The organism is Pseudomonas sp. B35(2017) (assembly GCF_002113645.1).
GTDB lineage: Bacteria > Pseudomonadota > Gammaproteobacteria > Pseudomonadales > Pseudomonadaceae > Aquipseudomonas > Aquipseudomonas ekonensis.
Map to the genome: position 1 here is coordinate 434,014 of NZ_NEIZ01000002.1, position 19,751 is coordinate 453,764.

Below are 19,751 nucleotides of genomic sequence, written 5' to 3' on the forward strand. Positions count from 1 at the left end.
CGGGCATAACGACTTCGGGACAGTTCAGGAAGGGGGCCTTGTGGGCGCCGCTTCCATGCCGAAGTCTTCGGTCACGCGCGGTGCGCGTGAAACCGCATTCCGTTCCGGGGGCAGTTCCGGACTGCAACTCCCGTACCGTCATCGCCGTGAACGGCTGAAAAACGGTTGCCATCCGCAGGCGCGGTTTGGGCTTCTGAAAATACGTTTGGTTCAACCTGACAATGGCAATAAAAAGCCTTGAATTCACTGCCGGGTTTGTGTTTGGGTTTTGGGCGCCAACCCCAACATCTAGGGTTTTTTTGCGCGCGGGCTACAAGATAATGCGTTTGGGGGAGGGATTGCAACGTACTACCTGTGGATAACCCTGTGCGTAAATTGTGTGGGAAAACGAGAAATCGCGTGTAGGCCGCGAACCTGCCGGGCCAGACCGTTTGTCACTGTTTTCCGCCGCAAAAAATGACGCCGGCAAATTTTTGAGGGCGCGAACCCTATCACAAAAAGGCAGCGTGTCCAGACGCATTTGCCGACTTGTGTTCTCGCCGGTCGACGTTTATACAATCGGCCCGTGCGCTAGCATTCTTATCCTCCCCAAACATGACAAAAAGACGGGAGGATCCTGATGGTTTCCCCGCCGGGAAACCCCTTCCTTTATCGGCAGCATCGGCAAGCAGAGGTCACCCGTGGAGCAAGAAGCCTGGCAGGTATTGATAGTCGAGGACGACCAGCGTCTGGCCGAACTGACCCGCGAATACCTGCAGGCCAACGGTTTGCGGGTGGAGATCGAAGGCAACGGCGCCCTGGCGGCGGCGCGGATCGTCAAGGAGCAGCCGGATCTGGTGATCCTCGACCTGATGCTCCCGGGCGAAGACGGCCTGAGCATCTGCCGCAAGGTGCGCGACCGCTACGACGGGCCGATCCTGATGCTCACCGCCCGCACCGATGACGCCGACCAGATTCTGGGCCTGGACCTGGGCGCCGACGACTACGTCTGCAAACCGGTGCGCCCGCGCCTGCTGCTGGCCCGCATCCAGGCGTTGCTGCGGCGCAGCGAAGCGCCGGAGCCGGCGGCGGAGAAGGCGCGCCGCCTGCAGTTCGGCCCCCTGGTGGTGGACAGCGCGCTGCGCGAGGCCTGGCTGGGCGACAGCGGCATCGAGCTGACCAGCGCCGAGTTCGACCTGCTTTGGCTGTTGGTGTCCAACGCCGGGCGGATCCTGTCCCGGGAGGAAATCTTCACCGCGCTGCGGGGCATCGGCTACGACGGCCAGGACCGTTCGATCGATGTGCGCATTTCGCGGATCCGCCCCAAGATCGGCGATGACCCGGACCATCCGCGGCTGATCAAGACCGTGCGCAGCAAAGGCTACCTGTTCGTGCCGGAAGCCTGCGCAGAACTGCCGCTGTGAATTCGATCTTCCTGCGCATCTACGGCGGCATGTGCGCCGCGCTGATTTTGGTGGCGGTGCTCGGCGTGCTGGCCCTGCACCTGCTCAATCAGGTGCGCAGCGAGCAGTACCGCGAGCGCCTGGCCCATGGCACCTTTTCGCTGATGGCCGACAACCTGCAGCCGATGAACCAAACCGAGCGCCACCGCGCGTTGCTGGTGTGGGAGCGGCTTTTGGGCATTCCCCTGGCGCTGAAGACCTTCGCCCAGACCGACCTTGACCTGACCCAGCGCACCCGCGTGCTGCGCGGCCAGGCCCTGGTGGAGCAGACCGGGCCGCACGCCGCGCGGGTCTACCGGCTGGTCAGCGACAAGGAGCAACTGGTGCTCACCGGCGACGTGCAGCAGATCAGCGAGCAACTGGCGCGGGCGACTATCTATCTGCTGGCCGACGAACTGGTGCGGGTGCCGGTGGGCGACCAGCCCAAGCGGCTGGCGCAACTGAAGGACGACAAGGGCTTCGGCTTCGACCTGCGGCTGGTCACGGTGCAGGACGCCGACATGGACGAAGACCAGAGCCGCCGCGTGGCCGAGGGCGACACGGTAATGGCGCTGGGCAAGGGCGGCGACTCGATCCGGGTGTTCGCCGGCATGGTCGGCACGCCGTGGGTGCTGGAGATCGGCCCGCTGTACCAGATGAACCCTTATCCACCGGAATGGCTGGTGCTGATCGCCGCCCTCGGGCTGACCCTGATCGGCCTGATCGTCTATCTGCTGGTGCGTCAGCTCGAACGGCGCCTGCGCGGCCTGGAGGCGGCGGCCACGCGCATCGCCAAGGGCAGCCTGGAGACCCGCGTGCCGGCGCGGGGCGCCGACTCGGTGGGCAAGTTGGCGGCGGCGTTCAACGGCATGGCCGAGCACCTGCAGCAGCTGTTGGCCATCCAGCGCGAGCTGGTGCGTGCGGTGTCCCATGAGTTGCGCACGCCGGTGGCGCGCCTGCGCTTCGGGCTGGAGATGATCGGCTCGGCCACCACCCCGCAGGCGCTGGAGAAATACCGCGAAGGCATGGACCACGACATCGAGGATCTCGACAAGCTGGTGGACGAGATGCTGACCTATGCGCGGCTGGAGCAAGGCTCGCCGGCGCTGACCTTCCAGCGCATCGACCTTGATGCGTTGGTCAATCAGGTGATCGCCGAGCTGGCGCCGCTGCGCGCCGAGGTCACGGTGCAGCGCGGGCTGTGCCTGTCGGCGGCCGATTGCGACGATGCCTGGGTCGAGGCCGAGCCGCGCTACCTGCACCGGGCGCTGCAGAACCTGGTGCGCAACGCGATGCGGCATGCGCGCTCGAAGGTCACGGTGAGCTATCAGGTGGGCCAGCTGCGCTGCCGGGTGGACGTCGAGGACGATGGGCCCGGTGTGCCGGAGGCGGCGTGGGAGAAGATCTTCACCCCGTTCCTGCGCCTGGACGACAGCCGCACACGGGCGTCCGGCGGGCATGGGCTGGGCTTGTCGATCGTGCGGCGGATCATCCACTGGCACGATGGCCGGGCGCTGATCGGCAAGAGCAAGAGCCTGGGCGGGGCGTGCTTCAGCCTGAGCTGGCCGCGCAATCAGGAACGGCGCTGAGTCCTGCGGTGACGGTGCCATCGTCATCGCGGGCAAGCCCGCTCCCACACTGTGTGACAGTGTCTGCAGGCATGGCATTGCACCGATTGTCCTCAACGGCGTCATCGCCAGCAGGCTGGCTCCCACCGTTTGATGGATGGCACCGGACAATGTGGGAGCCGGCTTGCCGGCGATGGCGGCGGGACAGGCGCTGAAACGTCGGCTGTGCCAGCCTGTTCCTACCTTTCACCGCAGAACCTGTGGGAGCCAGCCTGCTGGCGATGGCGTCAGTGAAGGCTCAATCCTTCAGGAGGGAATGCTGACCAGGCTCAGCAGTTGCCCGTCCTGCACCCCGAACTGCGCCTCCAGTTCCGTGCCGTTACGCCATTCGCCGGACAGGTTCGTCAACAGGCGCAACCGCACGGCGCCTTCCGGCGTCCACTCCAGCACTTCGGCATGCTCGAAGTAGAAGCGCTGCTGCACGATCGGATACAGGGCCTTGAACAGGCTTTCCTTCACCGAGAACGTCATCGTCACGCACAGCGCGATCTGGTCCCTGGGCCCGGCGGCCATGCGCTGCAGTTCCGGCGGGGTGAGAATTTCCCCGGCCAGGCGCTCGGCCCGTTCGGCGTCGAGCAGGTTTTCCAGGTCCATGCCCAGCCCGCGCCAGTGCCGCTTGCGGGCGACGATCGCCGCCGCGCGGCCGGTGCCGTGGGTGATCGAACCGCAGATGTGCGCCGGCCACACCGGGGCGCGATCCTCGCCGATGGCCGGCACCACGCCTATGCCTTCCAACTGCTGGAGCGCAGCGCGGGCGCAGAGGCGTCCGGCCAAAAACTCGGCCTGACGCTTGGCCACCGAGCGCTGGATGCTCGGCGGGGGCTCGATGGCGGCGCGGGCAAAGTCATCGCCGAGCAGGCGTGACGGGTCGAAACGGGTGCTCAGCAGCACGGTGTCGGGCAGCGTCGTGGGCAACGGCCAATGGGCGTCGAGCGCGGAGCAGCAGGCGGGGAGCAGGGGTTCGGCATTCATGGGGGCATTTTGCCGGGTGGCCGGTGCTCAGCTCAAGGCCGGCGGCGGATTCATCGCCGGCAGGCTCGCTCCCGCATCGGAACGAGCCTGCCGGCGATGCCTTCGGGTCAACCGAAGATGTTCTTGAAGAAGGCCTGCATGTCCGCCCAGGACTTTTCATCGGCGGCCTTGTTGTAGCCGATGTCCGGGCCGCCATGTTCGCCGTGGCTCAGGCGGTCGGCGTCGGGGTTGCTGAAGCCGTGCTTGGCGCCGTCGAGGGTGACGAAACGGTAGTCGGCCCCGGCCTTGTCCATTTCCGCCTTGAAGGCCGCGACGTTGTCTGGGGTGACCATGCTGTCCAGCGCGCCGTGCTCGACGAGGATCTTCGCCTTGACGCTGCCGGGCGCGGCCGGGGTGCTGGTGGCGAGCGCGCCGTGGAAACTCACCACGCCGGCCAGCGGCACGCCTTGGCGCGCGGCGTTCAGCACCACGCCGCCGCCGAAGCAGTAGCCGATGGCGGCGAGTCTTTGCGGGTCGGTCTGCGGCTGTTTCTTCAACAGGTCCAGGCCGGCCTGGAACCGCGCGCCCGCTGCTGCGCTGTCCTTGAGCGCCGCCTGCATGAAGGCCATGGCGTCCTTGGGGTGCTCGGTGTTCTTGCCGTCGCCGTACATGTCGATGGCCAGGGCGCTGTAGCCCAGCCCGGCGAGGTCGCGGGCGCGGCGCTTGGCGTAGTCGTTCAGCCCCCACCATTCATGCACCACCACCACGCCCGGGCGAGGGCGCTTGAGGGCGTCGTCGTAGGCGTAGTAGCCGATGAGCTTCGTGCCGTCGGCGCTCTGGTAAGGGATCTCCTGGGTCTTGATCGCCGCCTGGCTGAAACCGCTGGCGAGGAGCAGGGTGAGGGCGAGGAACAGGCGCATGGTCGGGTCTCCTGACAGAAAAGGGGTCAAGACAGCCTAGTCCATTTGGTTCAGCGCAGGTTCAGAGAGCGTTCAGGGGCTGTACAGGGGAGGGCCGTTAACCTTGCGCCATACCTGAAGAGCACTCAAGAGGAACATCCGATGACTCGTTTGAACAAACTGCTGCTGGCCTTCACCGTCATGAGCGCAAGCATCGCCGCCCATGCCGATACCACCTCCAACTTCGCAGGCCTGACGTTCGGCCAGACCAGCGACAAAGTGAAGAAGTCCAACGCCCTGAACGAGAACCTGGGTCACCCGGACGCCGACGGCGTGATCGGCAAGGACAACACTTGGGGCGTGCGCCTCGGTCAGCAAAACAGCCAGGGCCGCTACTACGCCACCTACGACACCGTGTCCGGTTCGCACAATGGCATTAAACTGCGCCAGGAAAACCTGCTCGGCAGCTACGATCTGTTCTATCCGGTGGGCGACAGCACCAAACTGTTCGGCGGCGCCACCGCCGGCCTGACCAAGCTGAGCCAGAATTCCCCGGGCTTCAGCCACGACAGCGACATCGGTTACGCCGTCGGCGGCCAATTCGGTGTGTTGCAGCAAGTGTCGCAGAACACCTCGGTGGAACTCGGTTACCGTTACCTGCGCAGCAACGCCAGCACCGAGATGAGCGAGCGCGGCGGCAGCAAGCAGGGCTCGCTGGACTTGACCAGCAGCGCCCAGACGTACCTGTCGGCCAACTACGCTTTCTGAGGCGCGGTTGACTGCAAAGCCCTGTGGGAGCCAGCCTGCTGGCGATGGCGTCCTGACGGTCGACCCTTTGTCGGCTGCCGGACCGCCATCGCCGGCGGGCTGGCTTCCACCTGTTGTGTCCGGAAATATCGATTGACTGGGAGAAGGTCATGAAGCTGTTGGTCGTCGAAGATGAAGCGCTGCTGCGCCATCACCTGCAAACCCGCCTCACGGAAAGCGGCCATGTGGTCGAGTCCGTGGCCAACGCCGAGGAGGCGCTGTACCAGACCGGCCAGTTCAACTTCGATCTGGCGGTGATCGACCTCGGCCTGCCGGGCATGGGCGGGCTGGACCTGATCCGTCAGCTGCGTTCGGGGGGCAAGGCGTTCCCGATCCTGATCCTCACCGCCCGCGGCAACTGGCAGGACAAGGTCGAAGGCCTGGCCGCCGGCGCCGACGACTACGTGGTCAAGCCGTTCCAGTTCGAGGAGCTCGAAGCGCGCCTCAATGCGCTGCTGCGCCGCTCCAGCGGGTTCACCCAGTCGACCATCGTCGCCGGCCCGCTGCTGCTGGACCTCAACCGCAAGCAGGCAACCCTCGACGAACAGCCGCTGGCGCTGACCGCCTACGAGTACCGGATCCTCGAATACCTGATGCGCCATCATCAGCAGGTGGTGCCCAAGGACCGCCTCATGGAGCAGCTGTACCCGGATGACGACGAGCGTGATCCGAACGTGATCGAAGTGCTGGTCGGCCGTCTGCGTCGCAAGCTGGAAGGCCCGGCCGGGTTCAAGCCGATCGACACCGTGCGCGGCCTGGGCTACCTGTTCAACGAGCGCTGCACTTGATCCGCTCCCTTCGCGTTCGCTTGATGCTCGCCGCCACGACGTTGGCGGTGCTGTTCATGCTCGCCCTGCTGCCGGCGATGCAGGGCGCGTTCAGCCTGGCGCTGCAGGATTCGATCGAGCAGCGCCTGGCGTCGGACGTCACCACGCTGATCTCCGCCGCCCGCGTGGAGAACGGTCGCCTGGTGATGCCCACGCAGTTGCCGGACGAGCGCTTCAACCTCGCCGATTTCCGCCTGCTGGGCTACATCTACGACCGCGAAGGGCATCTGGTCTGGCGCTCCAAGGCGACCCAGGAAGAGCAGATCAACTACAAGCCGCGCTACGACGGCCTCGGCAACGAGTTCGCGCGGATCCGCGAGAGCAACGGCCAGGAGTTCTTCGTCTACGACGTCGAAGTCAAGCTGCTGGGCGGCAAGAGCGCGGCGTTCAGCATCGTTGCCCTGCAACCGGTGCGCGAGTACGAAACCACCCTGGAGGGCCTGCGCGAAAATCTCTATCTGGGCTTCGGCGCCGCGTTGCTGGTGCTGCTGGCGCTGCTGTGGATCGGCCTGACCTGGGGCCTCAAGGCCCTGCGCCGGCTCAGCCAGGAGCTGGACGAAATCGAAAGCGGCACCCGCGAGAGCCTCAGCGAACAGCACCCGCGCGAACTGCTGCGCCTGACCGGCTCGCTCAACCGCCTGCTGCACAGCGAACGCCAGCAGCGCAGCCGTTACCGGGACTCCCTCGACGACCTGGCCCACAGCCTGAAAACCCCGCTGGCGGTGCTGCAAGGCGTCAGCGAAGACATGGCCCTGCGCCCCCAGGACCGGGACCAGGCCTGGGTGCTGCAGAACCAGATCGAGCGCATGAGCCAGCAGATCAGCTACCAGCTGCAGCGGGCGAGCCTGCGCAAGAGCGGGCTGGTGCGCCATCAGGTGCGCCTGCGCCCGGTGCTGCAGAGCCTGTGCGACACCCTGGACAAGGTCTACCGCGACAAGCGTGTGCGGGTCGCCTTCGACCTGCCCGAGCACTGCTACGTGCCGATCGAGCAGGGCGCCTTGCTGGAAATGATGGGCAACCTGCTGGAGAACGCCTACCGCCTGTGCCTGGGCGAAGTGCGCATCAGCGTGCGCGAGAGCCTGGCCGGGGTCGAGCTGTGCGTGGAAGACGACGGCCCCGGCGTGCCGCAGGATCAGCGTGCACGGATCCTGGAGCGCGGCGAGCGGCTGGACCGGCAGCATCCGGGGCAGGGCATCGGCCTGGCGGTGGTCAAGGACATCATCGAAAGCTACAGCGCCAAGCTGACCTTGGGGGATTCGCCGATGGGCGGGGCGGCGTTCAGGATTCACTTCCCGGCGGTCTAGCGGTTGACCGTGCCGGCCTCATCGCCAGCAGGCTGGCTCCCACAGGGACGGGTGAGCGGCGCTGGACGTTGCGGGAGCCAGCCTGCTGGCGATGAGGCATGTCCGGTCGCCGCAGGGCTCAATGCTCCTGCGCCCGGTAAGCCCCCGGCGTCAGCCCCGTCCACTTCTTGAAGGCCCGGTGAAACGCCGACGGCTCGGAAAACCCCAACTGCTCGGCGATCGCCTGCAACGACAGATCGGCCCGTCCCAGGTGATAGATGGCGATATCCCGCCGCAGCTGATCCTTGAGCTCCTGAAAGCTGGTGCCTTCCTCGCGCAGGTGCCGGCGCAGGGTCTGCGGGCTGATGTGCAGGTGCGCCGCCACCGCTTCCAGGTCCGGCCAGCGCGCGCTGTCCTGGCTGAGCAGGCGACGCAGCCGGCTGCTGAGGCTGTTGCCGTCGTCCGGGCGCGACAGCAGGTCGGCGGGGGAGCGTTCGAGGAAATGCTTGAGGGTGCGCTCGTCCTGCAGCAGCGGCATGTTCAGGTAGCGGCTGTGGAAGCGCAGGCTGCTTTGCCCGGCCGAGAACGACAACGGGCAGGAGAACAGCAGATCGTACTCGGCGCCGTGGGCAGGCTTGGGGTAGCTGAATGTCGCCTGCTCCAGGCGGATCCGCTGGCCGATCATCCAGCTGCCCAGGCGATGCCAGATCACCAGCAGGCTTTCGGTCAGAAAGTGATCCGGATCCCACAACTGCGAATCGTCCAGGCTCAGGCGCACCCACTCGTCCTCGCGGTGCAGGGTCAGGCGCGGGGCCTCGGGGAATAGGCTATAAAACAATAAACCGCGGTTGAGCGCCTTCTCCAGCGTGCGGCAATGGATCACGGCATGGCACATCATGGCGAAGCTGCCGGGCTTGCTCGGCGCCCGGCCGAAGCCCAGGTACTCGTCGTCCAGCGCCAGCCACAGGCCCTGGATCAGCCGGGTGAACTGCTCCGGGGCGATCCGCGCGCGCGGTTCCTCCAGCAGTTCCGGGCTGATGCCCAGCTGCTGCAGCAATGGCGAGCAGTCGTGGCCCGCACGTTGCGCGCCGACCAGGGCGGCGCGGGCGAAATGGCTGGCAATGGTGCGTTCGCGCATAAGCGGCAAGTCCTCCCTCAGGCGACGGATGGTAGCCGGCGGCCCGAACGTGCAACAAGGCGGATTTCCGCCAAATTGTAGGACGAGAGCGGGCGTGTTGGCGGAAATCCGCCACGTTGGGTCGGCGCAACGGTGACCGTGATCGGGCCGCAATCCCTGATATCAAAAGGCTTTCAGCGAAATGCGCCAAAGTGGCACGCGGTTTGCGATACAAGCGCCAGAAGCGTGCGCCGAGCCGGTCCGGAAAGCGTCGCTCGACACAACAAATCCCTCCAGTGCAGGAGGGTTCGCAATTCAAGTGTCGTGTTCAACAGATGGATGTTGCCCGCGGGACTCTTGAGGAAACTTGCAATGACGACTCGTCAGCCACTGTACAAATCCCTGTATTTCCAGGTGATCGTCGCAATCTGCATCGGTATCGCGCTCGGCCACTACTATCCGCAGCTCGGTGTGGCCGTAAAGCCGCTGGGTGACGGGTTCATCAAACTGATCAAAATGATCATCGCCCCGATCATCTTCTGCACCGTCGTCAGCGGCATCGCCGGCATGCAGAACATGAAATCGGTCGGCAAGACCGGCGGCTACGCGCTCCTGTACTTCGAAATCGTTTCGACCATCGCCCTGCTGGTGGGCCTGGTCGTGGTCAACATCGTGCAGCCCGGCAACGGCATGCACGTCGACGTGAGCACCCTGGACGCCTCGAAAGTCGCCACCTACGTGCAGCAAGGCGCCGAGCAGAGCGTCGTGGGCTTCCTGCTCAACGTGATCCCGAGCACCATCGTCGGCGCCTTCGCCACCGGCGACATCCTGCAAGTGCTGATGTTCTCGGTGATCTTCGGTTTCGCCCTGCACCGCCTGGGCGCCTACGGCAAGCCGATCCTCGACTTCATCGATCGCTTCGCCCACGTGATGTTCAACATCATCAACATGATCATGAAGCTTGCGCCGATCGGTGCCTTCGGTGCGATGGCGTTCACCATCGGCGCCTACGGCGTCGGCTCGCTGGTGCAGCTGGGCCAACTGATGGCGTGCTTCTACATCACGTGCCTGGCGTTCATCCTGATCGTGCTCGGCGCCATCGCCCGCATGCACGGCTTCAGCGTGCTGAAGATGATCCGCTACATCCGTGAAGAGCTGCTGATCGTGCTCGGCACCTCGTCGTCGGAATCGGTGCTGCCGCGCATGCTGATCAAGATGGAGCGTCTGGGCGCGAAGAAATCCGTCGTGGGTCTGGTGATCCCGACCGGCTACTCGTTCAACCTCGACGGCACCGCGATCTACCTGACCATGGCCGCCGTGTTCATCGCCCAGGCCACCGACACGCACATGGACATCACCCATCAGATCACCCTGCTGGTGGTGTTGCTGCTGTCCTCCAAAGGCGCGGCCGGCGTGACCGGTTCGGGCTTCATCGTGCTGGCGGCCACGCTGTCGGCCGTCGGTCACCTGCCGGTGGCCGGCCTGGCGCTGATCCTGGGCATCGACCGCTTCATGTCCGAAGCCCGTGCGTTGACCAACCTGGTCGGCAACGCCGTCGCCACCATCGTGGTCGCCAAGTGGGTCAAGGAGCTGGACACCGACGTGCTGCAGGCCGAGCTGGCCTCGGGCGGTCGCGGCATCGCCGATACCCGTCCGGAAGACGACCTGGGCGTGGCCGAAGGCGCGACCCCAAGCAGCGTCAAGTAACGCTGGCGTCATGAAGAAACCCGCTGCGGCGGGTTTTTTCTTGCCTGCGGTTTGAGCGCAACGGTCACTGCCGCTGACGCATCCGGTGATTGCCGCCCCGGCCGGGGCTGCCTAGGCTGCTGGGATCGTTCACGGAGATCGCCCATGTCCGCACCGCTGGCCTCACTGAAAATCCTGGATTTCTCGACCCTGCTGCCGGGGCCGTTCGCGTCGCTGCTGCTGGCGGACATGGGCGCCGAGGTACTGCGCATCGAATCTCCGACCCGCCTGGATCTGGTGCGGGTGCTGCCGCCCCACGATCACGGGATATCGGCCAGCCACGCCTACCTCAACCGCAACAAGCGCAGCCTGGCCCTGGACCTGAAGCAGCCCGAAGCGCTGGAGGTGATCAAGCGTTTGCTGGCGGACTACGACATCGTGCTGGAGCAGTTCCGTCCCGGCGTGATGGAGCGCCTGGGGCTGGGCTATGAGGCACTGAAGGCGATCAACCCCCGGCTGATCTACGTGTCGATCACCGGCTACGGCCAGACCGGCCCTTACAAGGATCGCGCCGGCCACGACATCAATTACCTGGCCCTGGCCGGGCTCTCCAGCCACACCGGGCGCGCCGACAGCGGGCCGTTGCCGCTGGGCATGCAGGTGGCGGATATCGCCGGCGGCTCGCTGCACGGGGTGATCGGTTTGCTGGCGGCGGTGATTTCTCGCCAGCAGAGCGGGCAGGGCACACACCTGGACGTGAGCATGACCGACTGCGCCTTCAGCCTGAACGCCATGGCCGGCGCCGGGTATCTGGCGTGTGGTGAACTACCGGGCTGGGAAGATCAGATGCTCAATGGCGGCAGCTTCTACGATTACTACCGCTCCCGGGATGGGCGCTGGATGTCGGTGGGCAGCCTGGAGCCGGCCTTCATGCAGCAACTGTGTGCGGCGCTGGGGCGGCCGGAACTGGCGGCCCAGGGTTTGTCACCCAAGCCGCAGCAGCAACGGGCGCTCAAGGAGGCCTTGAAGGTCGAGTTCGAGAAACATGACTTTGCCGACCTGTGCGAGCTGTTCGCCGGCATCGATGCCTGCGTCGAACCGGTGTTGAATCTGGGCGAGGCGGTGGGGCATCCGCAGTTGCAGGCGCGGGCGCTGGTGGCGCAGGTACCGCGTGGGGACGGCACGGCCCAGGCGCAGATTGCTTGCCCGCTGAAGTTCTCCGAAGCGTTGCCGCCGCCGCGGCATGTCGGGGCGGCGCTGGGGGCGCATACGGATCAGGTGCTGGAGGGGTTGGGCTTCGCTGCTGCGGAGATCGAGGCGCTGCGGCAAGCCAAGGTGGTGCTCTAGCGGCTGTCCCGGCCCTTCGCCAGCAGGGGATGTGTGAACGCCAAAGATCCAGTGTGGGAGCCAGCCAGCTGGCGATGGGGCCGGAGCAGGCGCCACAGGATCCGCGCTATTCGACCCGCATCTCCCCGCTGAACACCAAGGTGTTCCGGCATCTGCGGCACAGGTACCGTCGCCCCTGCCTGACCAGGCTATGGCGCTGGGCCGTGAACGGGAAGTCGCTGTCGGCGCACGGGCACTTGTAGATGTAGCGGGTCACGCTGCGGCGCTTGACCTCATAGGTGTGGCAGCGGTCGGGCGGCAATTCGTAGACGCCGCGCATGATCAGCTGCCATTCCTCGCCGTGGGGCTGGATGCGGTCGCCGAACAGTTGATGGGCGATCAGGTGCGCGACCTCATGGGCCACGGTCTGCTTGAGGAAATGCTCGGTGTTTTCCCGGTACAGCTGCGGGTTGAAGCGCAGCAGGTTCTCGTGCAGGTGCGCGACCCCGGCTTTTTGCCCGCGCAGCTTGAGGCTCACCACGGGGCGCTTGAAAGGACGTTTGAAAAAGGATTCGGCGAGTTGGAAACAGTCTTCGACGCGGGTATTGAGTTGCTCGGGCATGCTTGATGGATCTCCAGAGGCTTGGAGTATGCCGCAACCTTCCGGCCTTGCGCATCGCCGGACCGCCGAATGGTCGCGGCTTTCCCGGGCATGAGAAGGCCGCCTTGCGGCGGCCTGGTGTTGGCGGATCTTGTTCTTTTCGGGGGGATCGCTAGTTGGTGTAGACCGGGCCCACGCCCAGCCCCCAGACAATCACGGTGAACGCCATGATGGCCACCAGCACCACCAGGCCTACCGCCAGCACCGAGCTGGAAAACAGGAATCCCTCATCGGTCGGTATGTTCATGAAGGTGGGCAGGCCCACGTAGAGCAGGTACACCGTGTAGCAGATGGCCGCCGTGCCGACGATCATCCCCAGCCACATGTGCGGATACAGCGCCGCCAGCCCGCCGACGAACAGCGGCGTCGCGGTGTAGGTGGCGAAGGCCACGCAACGGGCCAGGCTCGGGTTGGCGTCGTAGGTGCGGGCCATCCAGTGGATGAACGCGCCCATGACCGCCACGCCGCCGAGCATCGCCAGGTACGACATGATCGTCATCCACAGCGCGCTCTCGAGGGTCAGCATCACCGGCGCACGGCTGCCGATCACCCAGCCGACCTGGGTCGTGCCGATGAACGCCGAGACCGCGGGGATCGCCGCCAGGATCAGCGTGTGCGTCAGGTACATGTGGCTGATGCTTTCTTCCTGGTCGCCACGGATTTCCTTCCATTCCTGATCGGGGTGGGTGAAGAGCCCCACTACGTGATGGATCATGCCAGTCACTCCTCTTTGTATTGCCATCGCCCCCCAACGGAGCGCCTTCGGGCCAAGGTGGCCGAGCAAATTCAGGTCTCCAGACATCGATGCGACCTTATGTCGCAGTATAGGAAGGTCTTGACCGCACAGGGTGTAGGGGCTTAGAGCAAATCGCGCTGTAAACCCAGGGCTTAATCGCCGCAGGGACTTGAGCCGCCGGCGCAGCGACAGACCCGCGGCCCTTCGCCCGGGCGGCGTTTTTGCGTAAAATGCCCGCCCTTCGTCACACCTCACGGATTTCGCGTCATGGGCACTCTCACCGTCAACCAGAACAAACTGCAAAAGCGCCTGCGCCGCCTGGCCGGCGAAGCGGTCGCCGACTTCAACATGATCGAGGACGGCGACAAGGTGATGGTCTGCCTGTCCGGGGGCAAAGACAGCTACACCATGCTCGATGTGCTGATGCACCTGCAGAAGGTCGCGCCGGTCAAGTTCGAGATCGTCGCGGTGAACATGGACCAGAAGCAGCCGGGCTTCCCCGAGCACGTCCTGCCGGCCTACCTCAAAGAGCTGGGCATCGAGTACCACATCGTCGAAAAGGACACCTACTCGGTGGTCAAGGAGCTGGTGCCGGAAGGCAAGACCACCTGCTCGCTGTGCTCGCGCCTGCGCCGCGGCACGCTGTACACCTTCGCCGACGAGATCGGCGCGACCAAGATGGCCTTGGGGCACCACCGCGACGACATCGTCGAGACGTTCTTCCTGAACATGTTCTTCAACGGCACCCTCAAGGCCATGCCGCCCAAGCTGCGCGCCGACGACGGCCGCAACGTGGTGATCCGCCCCCTGGCCTACTGCAACGAGAAGGACATCCAGGCCTACTCGGACTTCAAGCAGTTCCCGATCATCCCGTGCAACCTGTGCGGCTCCCAGGAAAACCTGCAGCGCCAGGTGGTCAAGGAAATGCTCCAGGACTGGGAGCGCAAGACCCCGGGCCGCACCGAAAGCATCTTCCGCAGCCTGCAGAACGTGGTGCCGTCGCAACTGGCCGACCGCAACCTGTTCGACTTCACCAGCCTGAAGATCGACGAGACGGCGGCTTCGCGCTTCGTCAACGTCGTCAATCTCTAGGCCCCGTCAAGGTGGGAGCCAGCCTGCTGGCGATCCGGTGCGTCACGAGTGATGCAGCGTCATCGCCAGCAGGCTGGCTCCCACTGTCGTTTGTGTTCTCGGGCGACATTCATTTCAGACCTCAGGAGAGGGCATGCGCGACTACAAGTGGCTGCACGAATACTGTCTGAACCGTTTCGGTTCGGCGGCCGAACTGGAAGCCCACCTGCCTGTCCCCAAGACCGCGGCGCAACTGCGTGCGGTGGGCGACGACCGCTACCTGTCGACCATGGCCCTGCGGGTGTTCCGCGCCGGGCTCAAGCACAGCCTGGTGGACGCCAAGTGGCCGGCCTTCGAGGAGGTGTTCTTCGGCTTCGACCCGGAAAAGGTCGTGCTGATGAGCGCCGAGCACCTTGAGCGCCTGATGCAGGACGCGCGGATCATCCGCCACCTGGGCAAGCTCAAGAGCGTGCCGCGCAATGCGCAGTTCATCCTGGACGTGGAGAAAGAGAAGGGCAGCTTCGGCGCCTTGCTCGCCGACTGGCCGGTGACCGACATCGTCGGCCTGTGGACGTACCTGAAAAAGCGCGGCCACCAACTGGGCGGGCTGTCGGCGCCGCGGTTCCTGCGGATGGCCGGCAAGGACACCTTCGTGCCGAGCTACGACGTGGTGGCGGCGCTGAACGCCCAAGGCATCATCGACAAGGTGCCGAGCAGCCTGCGCGACCTGGCCACGGTGCAGGACGCCTTCAACCGCTGGCACGAAGAGAGCGGCGGACGGCCGATGAGCCAGATCTCGATGATGCTGGCCTATACCGTCAATCATTAAGATCGGGGTTGCCTGCTGGCGATGGCGAGCGGTCAGGCGACGCTGACCTCGCCTTCGCCCGCCCGCTTGCGGTCCAGCTGATACCGCCACCGCACATACAGCAGCGCCGAGCAGAACACCGCCAGGCTGGCGATCATCTCCAGCACGCCGAACAGCTGACGGCCCGGGTCATACGCGGCCAGCGCGCCCTTGATGAAGTACAGGTTCACCGCAAAGCACATCCACGAATGCCCCCGCGGGCTGCCCGTGACCATGCCCGGCGCGAGCACGATCCACGGGATCAGCTCGATCAGCAGGATCACCCAGGGGCGCGCGCCGTGCAGGTCGGCGAACACCAGGTAGTAGGCGGCGAGCAGTCCGGCCAGGGCGAAGAAACACAGCAGGCTGACGATCCGCATCACCCGCACCCGCGGCGCGAGCCATTCGACGGCGGGCAAGACTTTGGGCTTTTTCGCCATCCTCAGCTCCCCAGCTTCTGCGCGGTTTTCGCCAGGCGTGCGCCCAAGGCGCGGCACAGCGCGATTTCGTGGCTGTCCAGGCCGCTCTTGCCGTCGGCCCCGGCATGGTGGCTGGCGCCGTACGGCGTGCCGCCGCCCTGGGTCTCCAGCAGCGCCGATTCGCTGTAGGGCAGGCCGGTGATCAGCATGCCGTGATGCAGCAGCGGCAGCATCATCGACAGCAGCGTGGTCTCCTGGCCGCCGTGCAGGCTGGCGGTGGAGGTGAACACGCCGGCCGGCTTGCCCACCAGGGCGCCGGTCAGCCAGAGGTTGCTGGTGCCGTCGAGGAAGTACTTGAGCGGCGCGGCCATGTTGCCGAAGCGGGTCGGGCTGCCCAGGGCCAGGCCGGCGCAGTTCTTCAGGTCGTCCAGCGTGGCGTACAGCGCGCCTTCGTCGGGAATGTCCGGCGCCACCGCTTCGCACTCGGCGGAGATCGCCGGCACGGTGCGCAGGCGCGCTTCGAGCCCGGCCTGTTCGACGCCGCGGGCGATCTGCCGGGCCATCTCGTTGGTCGAGCCGCTGCGGCTGTAATACAGGACCAGAATGTACGGATCGCTCACGGCAGCAGCTCCAGGACCCGCTCCGGCGGACGGCCGATGACGGCCTTGTCGCCGGCTTCGAGGATCGGGCGCTCCATCAGTTTCGGATGGGCCGCGATGGCGGCGATCAGTTGTTCTTCGCTGAGGCTGCTGTCGGCCAGCTGAAGCGTTTTGTATTCATCTTCGCCGGTGCGCAGCAGTTGCCGGGCGCCGATCCCCAGCTTGCCGAGCAAGGCCTTGATCTGCGCGGCGTCCAGCGGGGTTTCGAGGTAACGCACCACGTTCGGGGTCAGGCCACGGGCTTCGAGCAGTTCGAGTGCGCCACGGGATTTCGAGCAGCGCGGGTTGTGATAGAGCGTCAGATCGGTCATGGCGGGTCGCTTATGGCGTAAAGTGGCGGCTATTCTAACTGTGCAGCGCGCAATCCAGAACCTCGGGAGGCGACGGGTCGCAGGCGCATTCAATTTTTCACAAGGAACATGACATGACACGGCGACTGGCAGCGGCATTGACGATCATCGGAGCGTTGATGCTGGGGGGCTGCGGTAACGACTATGGCATCGATCAGAACGGGCAGAAAGTGGCCTCCGAGCGCCTCGACAAGCAGTGGGTGGTGCTCAACTACTGGGCCGAATGGTGCGGCCCGTGCCGCACCGAGATCCCGGAGCTCAACCACTTGGCCGAGCAGCTCAAGGACAGGAAGATCGGCGTGTTCGGGGTCAACTTCGACAACGTGCAAGGTGAGGAGCTCAAAGGCGCCAGCGAGAAGCTGGGCATCCGCTTCACCGTGCTGGCGCAGGATCCGGCGGACCTGTTCGAACTGCCGCGCAGCGAGGCCTTGCCGGTGACCTACATCATCGACGACAAGGGCAAGGTGCGTGAGCAGTTGCTGGGCGAGCAGACGGCGGCGGGGGTGATGGCGAAGCTGGAGGCGCTGAAGGCGACCAACTGAAGGGGCGCTGTGGCGAGGGAACGTGCTCCCTCGCCATAAAAAGGCTTCAGCCTTCTTCCAGCCACCAGCGCAACGGCTTGCCTTCGACGGGCCAGAAGCGCATCTGCTCGATCGGCGAGACGTCCCAGCGCTCGACCTTCTCCAGCGCCTGCAAGAAGCGCTGTTCCTGCTCCATCAGCGCCGGCGCGCATTGCTTGCGGGTCTTGCCGATCTTGCCGAAGCTCAGTTTGTCGCCGTCCAGGGTGTACGGCGCGAACCAATGGTTGCAGCCGCCGTTGCCGTAGGCCCGGCCATCGTCGCCCAGGGTGACGGTCAAGTGGCTGTAGTCCATCAGCGGGCGTTCGCCGATCCATTCCAGGATGTAGCTGCGGTTCTGCTGCAGCTGCACCGGCTCGGCGGCGCACCCGGCGAGGCCGGCACCGACGGCGGCGGTCAGGGCCAGGTGTTTCATCACGCGGACTCCCGGCAGCTCGGGCACACATGCTTGCCGCCCACGGCCTGCCAGCCCAGTTCGGCGATGCGTGCGGTGGCGGCGGCCGTCTCGGCCGGCTTGCCGAGCTTGGCGTCCACCGCGAACTCGAAGCTCAGGGCTTTGGCGCACGCATCGCAGTTGACCTGCCAGGTGTGGATCGCCAGTTCGCCGAACACCGGCCCCTGGGTCATCGCGGTCCATTGGCCCGGCGGGTTGATCAGGTGGCGGACGGTTTCGACGGTCAGGCGCATGGACAGGTCCTTGCTGCCCTTGAGGGTGACCACCAGGACGTCGCCGACGCGGATCGAGCCGCCGTTGCCGGTGACCTGATAGCGGCCCGGCACGATGGCGCGGCATTCGGTGAGGGTGTGTTGCGGGTTCATCAGGGTGTAGCGGAAATCGTGTTCGACCATGGAGCCTCCAAATATGCGCGACATGCTAGCACGGGCCGGATTGCAGAATGACGCGCGCTTGCGACCTTCGATCCGGTTCAAACCGGCACCGCAGTCATGGCAAACTGCCGCTTCTTTTTTCTAAGGAACGGAACATGGCGCTGATCGAATGTTATGAATGCAAGCGCAGCATCAGCTCGCAGACGTCGGCGTGCATCCATTGCGGAGCCCCGCTGGAGCACGGCGCGGGCGGCGCTGAGGCAACGAAGTCGCCGATTTCCTTTGGCCGCCTGCCGCGCAACGAATCCGTTCCCGAAGCGTCGATCGCGCCCGCAGCGCCTGCGCCGCAGCCACGGGCCACGCCGGCGGCGGCCGGTCGCCGCCGGCGTGCGCAGGCGGCGCAACCGGTCGAGCCTCAGTTGAACGCCGACGGTTCGCGGCCGGTGGAAGGCTGGCTGAAGATCATGGTGTTCCTGCTGCCGGGCTTTTTTGTCTGGTTCCTGCTGCGCAGCGGCCACTCGGCCAAACAGCGGCTGCTGGGCTTCGGTTGGCTGGCGTTGCTGATCTTGGCGTCGTCGCTCAAGCCGTCCTGACCCGGCTCAGGCCTCGACCCGGTTCTGCGGCGCGCCCTGGGCCCAGGCGGCGATGTTGCGCAGGGTCGTCTCGGCGATCGCCCCCAGGGCCTCGTGGGTCAGAAAGGCCTGGTGCGCGGTGACGATCACATTGGGGAAGGTCAGCAGGCGGGCGAGGACATCGTCCTGCAGCGGCAGGTCGGAGCGGTCTTCGAAGAACAGCTGCGCCTCTTCCTCATAGACGTCCAGCCCCAGATACCCCAACTGGCCGTCCTTCAGGGCGTCGATCAGCGCGGGTGTGTCGACCAGCCCGCCGCGCCCTGTGTTGATCAGCATCGTCCCCGGTTGCAGGCACGCCAGCGATTGGCGGTTGATCAGGTGCTTGCTCTGCGCGTTCAGCGGGCAGTGCAGGCTGATGATCCGTGACCGGGCCAGCAGCTCGGGCAGGCTCAGGTAGCGGGCCCCCAGCGCTTCGACGGCGGGGTTGGGGTACGGGTCGTAGGCCAGCAGTTCGCAGCCGAAGCCGTGCATGATCTTGGCGAACGTGGCGCCGATCTGCCCGGTGCCGACGATGCCGACGGTCTTGCCCACCAGATCGAAGCCGGTCAGGCCGTGCAGGCTGAAATCGCCTTCGCGGGTGCGGTTGTAGGCGCGGTGCAGGCGCCGGTTGAGCGCCAGGATCAACGCCACCGCGTGTTCGGCCACGGCATGGGGCGAGTAGGCGGGCACCCGCACGACCGCCAGTCCCAGGCGCCGGGCGGCGGCCAGGTCGACGTGGTTGTAGCCGGCCGAACGCAGCGCGATCAGCCGCGTGCCGCCGGCGGCCAGACGTTCCAGCACCGGTGCGCCGAGGTCGTCGTTGATGAAGGCGCAGACCACCTCGTGATGCTCGGCCAGCGCGGCGGTGTCCAGGCACAGCCGCGCCGGCTGGAAGTGCAGCTCGATGCCGTCCGGGCAGGGGGCGGCGAGGAAACTGTCGCGGTCATACGTCTGGCTGCTGAAAACGATCGTGCGCATGCTGGCCTCCTGAAACCGGGTCGCGGGGCCTGATGGCCCACGCTCACTGTAGCCGTCCGTGGCGCCGC

At 65.7% G+C, this 19,751-nt stretch carries 22 protein-coding genes; 11 read left to right on the plus strand and 11 right to left on the minus strand.

Annotation, left to right across the window (positions count from 1 at the left end; all coding sequences use genetic code 11):
- Positions 1-680: 680 nt before the first annotated feature.
- Positions 681-1,403, plus strand: a complete 723-nt coding sequence (locus CAG41_RS05540; protein ID WP_085578203.1) for a response regulator — start codon at positions 681-683, stop codon at positions 1,401-1,403.
- Positions 1,400-3,010 (plus strand): ATP-binding protein, encoded by a 1,611-nt coding sequence (locus CAG41_RS05545; RefSeq protein WP_085578202.1) that lies wholly within the window; start codon positions 1,400-1,402, stop codon positions 3,008-3,010. Before CAG41_RS05540 ends, CAG41_RS05545 begins: the two co-directional genes overlap by 4 nt.
- 285 nt (positions 3,011-3,295) lie before the next feature.
- Here the strand turns inward: CAG41_RS05545 and CAG41_RS05550 are convergent, their stop codons facing one another.
- Both CAG41_RS05550 and CAG41_RS05555 read right to left on the minus strand, forming a co-directional pair.
- Entirely contained in the window at positions 3,296-4,021 is a 726-nt protein-coding gene (locus CAG41_RS05550) for a 4'-phosphopantetheinyl transferase (protein WP_085693940.1), read from the minus strand.
- A gap of 107 nt (positions 4,022-4,128) precedes the next feature.
- On the minus strand, positions 4,129-4,920 hold the full coding sequence (locus tag CAG41_RS05555) for a dienelactone hydrolase family protein (RefSeq protein WP_085706769.1): 792 nt from the start codon (positions 4,918-4,920) through the stop codon (positions 4,129-4,131).
- A gap of 141 nt (positions 4,921-5,061) precedes the next feature.
- Here CAG41_RS05555 and CAG41_RS05560 point away from each other — a divergent pair, with 141 nt between their 5' ends.
- The 3 genes from CAG41_RS05560 to CAG41_RS05570 all read left to right on the plus strand — a co-directional run bounded on the left by CAG41_RS05560 (position 5,062) and on the right by CAG41_RS05570 (position 7,837).
- A complete protein-coding gene (locus CAG41_RS05560; protein ID WP_085578199.1) occupies positions 5,062-5,667 on the plus strand; it encodes a hypothetical protein in 606 nt (201 codons plus the stop codon).
- A gap of 149 nt (positions 5,668-5,816) precedes the next feature.
- Positions 5,817-6,494, plus strand: coding sequence for a response regulator transcription factor (locus CAG41_RS05565; RefSeq protein ID WP_085578198.1), 678 nt, complete (start codon positions 5,817-5,819; stop codon positions 6,492-6,494).
- On the plus strand, positions 6,491-7,837 hold the full coding sequence (locus CAG41_RS05570) for an ATP-binding protein (RefSeq protein ID WP_085578197.1): 1,347 nt from the start codon (positions 6,491-6,493) through the stop codon (positions 7,835-7,837). Before CAG41_RS05565 ends, CAG41_RS05570 begins: the two co-directional genes overlap by 4 nt.
- 118 nt (positions 7,838-7,955) lie before the next feature.
- Here CAG41_RS05570 and CAG41_RS05575 read toward each other — a convergent pair whose 3' ends face one another.
- The gene (locus CAG41_RS05575) at positions 7,956-8,954 is read right to left on the minus strand and encodes an AraC family transcriptional regulator (RefSeq protein ID WP_085629633.1); all 999 of its coding nucleotides are present in this window, start codon (positions 8,952-8,954) and stop codon (positions 7,956-7,958) included.
- Between the two features lie 351 nt (positions 8,955-9,305).
- Between CAG41_RS05575 and CAG41_RS05580 the strand changes: the two genes are divergently transcribed.
- Together CAG41_RS05580 and CAG41_RS05585 are read left to right on the plus strand one after the other, a co-directional pair.
- Positions 9,306-10,640 (plus strand): dicarboxylate/amino acid:cation symporter, encoded by a 1,335-nt coding sequence (locus tag CAG41_RS05580; protein WP_085578195.1) that lies wholly within the window; start codon positions 9,306-9,308, stop codon positions 10,638-10,640.
- Positions 10,641-10,784: 144 nt separating this feature from the next.
- On the plus strand, positions 10,785-11,966 hold the full coding sequence (locus tag CAG41_RS05585) for a CaiB/BaiF CoA-transferase family protein (RefSeq protein ID WP_085629635.1): 1,182 nt from the start codon (positions 10,785-10,787) through the stop codon (positions 11,964-11,966).
- Positions 11,967-12,072: 106 nt separating this feature from the next.
- Here CAG41_RS05585 and CAG41_RS05590 read toward each other — a convergent pair whose 3' ends face one another.
- Both CAG41_RS05590 and CAG41_RS05595 read right to left on the minus strand, forming a co-directional pair.
- Positions 12,073-12,567 (minus strand): SprT family zinc-dependent metalloprotease, encoded by a 495-nt coding sequence (locus CAG41_RS05590; RefSeq protein ID WP_085578193.1) that lies wholly within the window; start codon positions 12,565-12,567, stop codon positions 12,073-12,075.
- A gap of 151 nt (positions 12,568-12,718) precedes the next feature.
- The gene (locus CAG41_RS05595) at positions 12,719-13,321 is read right to left on the minus strand and encodes a Yip1 family protein (protein WP_085578192.1); all 603 of its coding nucleotides are present in this window, start codon (positions 13,319-13,321) and stop codon (positions 12,719-12,721) included.
- A gap of 288 nt (positions 13,322-13,609) precedes the next feature.
- On the opposite strand from CAG41_RS05595, the gene ttcA reads away from it, so the two are divergent.
- Together ttcA and CAG41_RS05605 are read left to right on the plus strand one after the other, a co-directional pair.
- Positions 13,610-14,434, plus strand: coding sequence for a tRNA 2-thiocytidine(32) synthetase TtcA (gene ttcA, locus CAG41_RS05600; RefSeq protein WP_085578191.1), 825 nt, complete (start codon positions 13,610-13,612; stop codon positions 14,432-14,434).
- Positions 14,435-14,567: 133 nt separating this feature from the next.
- Positions 14,568-15,242: a DNA-3-methyladenine glycosylase I gene (locus CAG41_RS05605; protein ID WP_085629637.1), complete on the plus strand. Its 675-nt coding sequence runs from the start codon at positions 14,568-14,570 to the stop codon at positions 15,240-15,242.
- A 32-nt stretch (positions 15,243-15,274) separates the two neighbouring features.
- On the opposite strand, the gene CAG41_RS05610 is transcribed toward CAG41_RS05605, so the two are convergent.
- Genes CAG41_RS05610 through arsC form a run of 3 tightly spaced genes read right to left on the minus strand, consistent with a single transcriptional unit; the run spans position 15,275 to position 16,649 of the window.
- Positions 15,275-15,700, minus strand: coding sequence for a DUF2069 domain-containing protein (locus CAG41_RS05610; RefSeq protein ID WP_085578189.1), 426 nt, complete (start codon positions 15,698-15,700; stop codon positions 15,275-15,277).
- Between the two features lie 2 nt (positions 15,701-15,702).
- Positions 15,703-16,299 (minus strand): NAD(P)H:quinone oxidoreductase, encoded by a 597-nt coding sequence (gene wrbA / locus CAG41_RS05615; RefSeq protein WP_085578188.1) that lies wholly within the window; start codon positions 16,297-16,299, stop codon positions 15,703-15,705.
- A complete protein-coding gene (gene arsC / locus CAG41_RS05620; protein WP_085706770.1) occupies positions 16,296-16,649 on the minus strand; it encodes an arsenate reductase (glutaredoxin) in 354 nt (117 codons plus the stop codon). Before arsC ends, wrbA begins: the two co-directional genes overlap by 4 nt.
- A 113-nt stretch (positions 16,650-16,762) precedes the next feature.
- Here arsC and CAG41_RS05625 point away from each other — a divergent pair, with 113 nt between their 5' ends.
- A complete protein-coding gene (locus CAG41_RS05625; RefSeq protein ID WP_085629639.1) occupies positions 16,763-17,230 on the plus strand; it encodes a TlpA disulfide reductase family protein in 468 nt (155 codons plus the stop codon).
- Between the two features lie 46 nt (positions 17,231-17,276).
- Here CAG41_RS05625 and CAG41_RS05630 read toward each other — a convergent pair whose 3' ends face one another.
- Both CAG41_RS05630 and CAG41_RS05635 read right to left on the minus strand, forming a co-directional pair.
- Complete coding sequence (locus CAG41_RS05630; protein ID WP_085578185.1) at positions 17,277-17,681, minus strand: META domain-containing protein; 405 nt, start codon at positions 17,679-17,681, stop codon at positions 17,277-17,279.
- Positions 17,681-18,115 carry a hypothetical protein gene (locus tag CAG41_RS05635; RefSeq protein WP_085578184.1) on the minus strand — a complete coding sequence of 145 codons (435 nt, stop codon included), beginning with the start codon at positions 18,113-18,115 and terminating at the stop codon, positions 17,681-17,683. Before CAG41_RS05635 ends, CAG41_RS05630 begins: the two co-directional genes overlap by 1 nt.
- A 134-nt stretch (positions 18,116-18,249) precedes the next feature.
- Here CAG41_RS05635 and CAG41_RS05640 point away from each other — a divergent pair, with 134 nt between their 5' ends.
- Positions 18,250-18,687: a hypothetical protein gene (locus CAG41_RS05640; RefSeq protein WP_085636687.1), complete on the plus strand. Its 438-nt coding sequence runs from the start codon at positions 18,250-18,252 to the stop codon at positions 18,685-18,687.
- Between the two features lie 6 nt (positions 18,688-18,693).
- Here CAG41_RS05640 and CAG41_RS05645 read toward each other — a convergent pair whose 3' ends face one another.
- Entirely contained in the window at positions 18,694-19,683 is a 990-nt protein-coding gene (locus CAG41_RS05645) for a 2-hydroxyacid dehydrogenase (protein ID WP_085578182.1), read from the minus strand.
- Positions 19,684-19,751 lie beyond the last annotated feature (68 nt).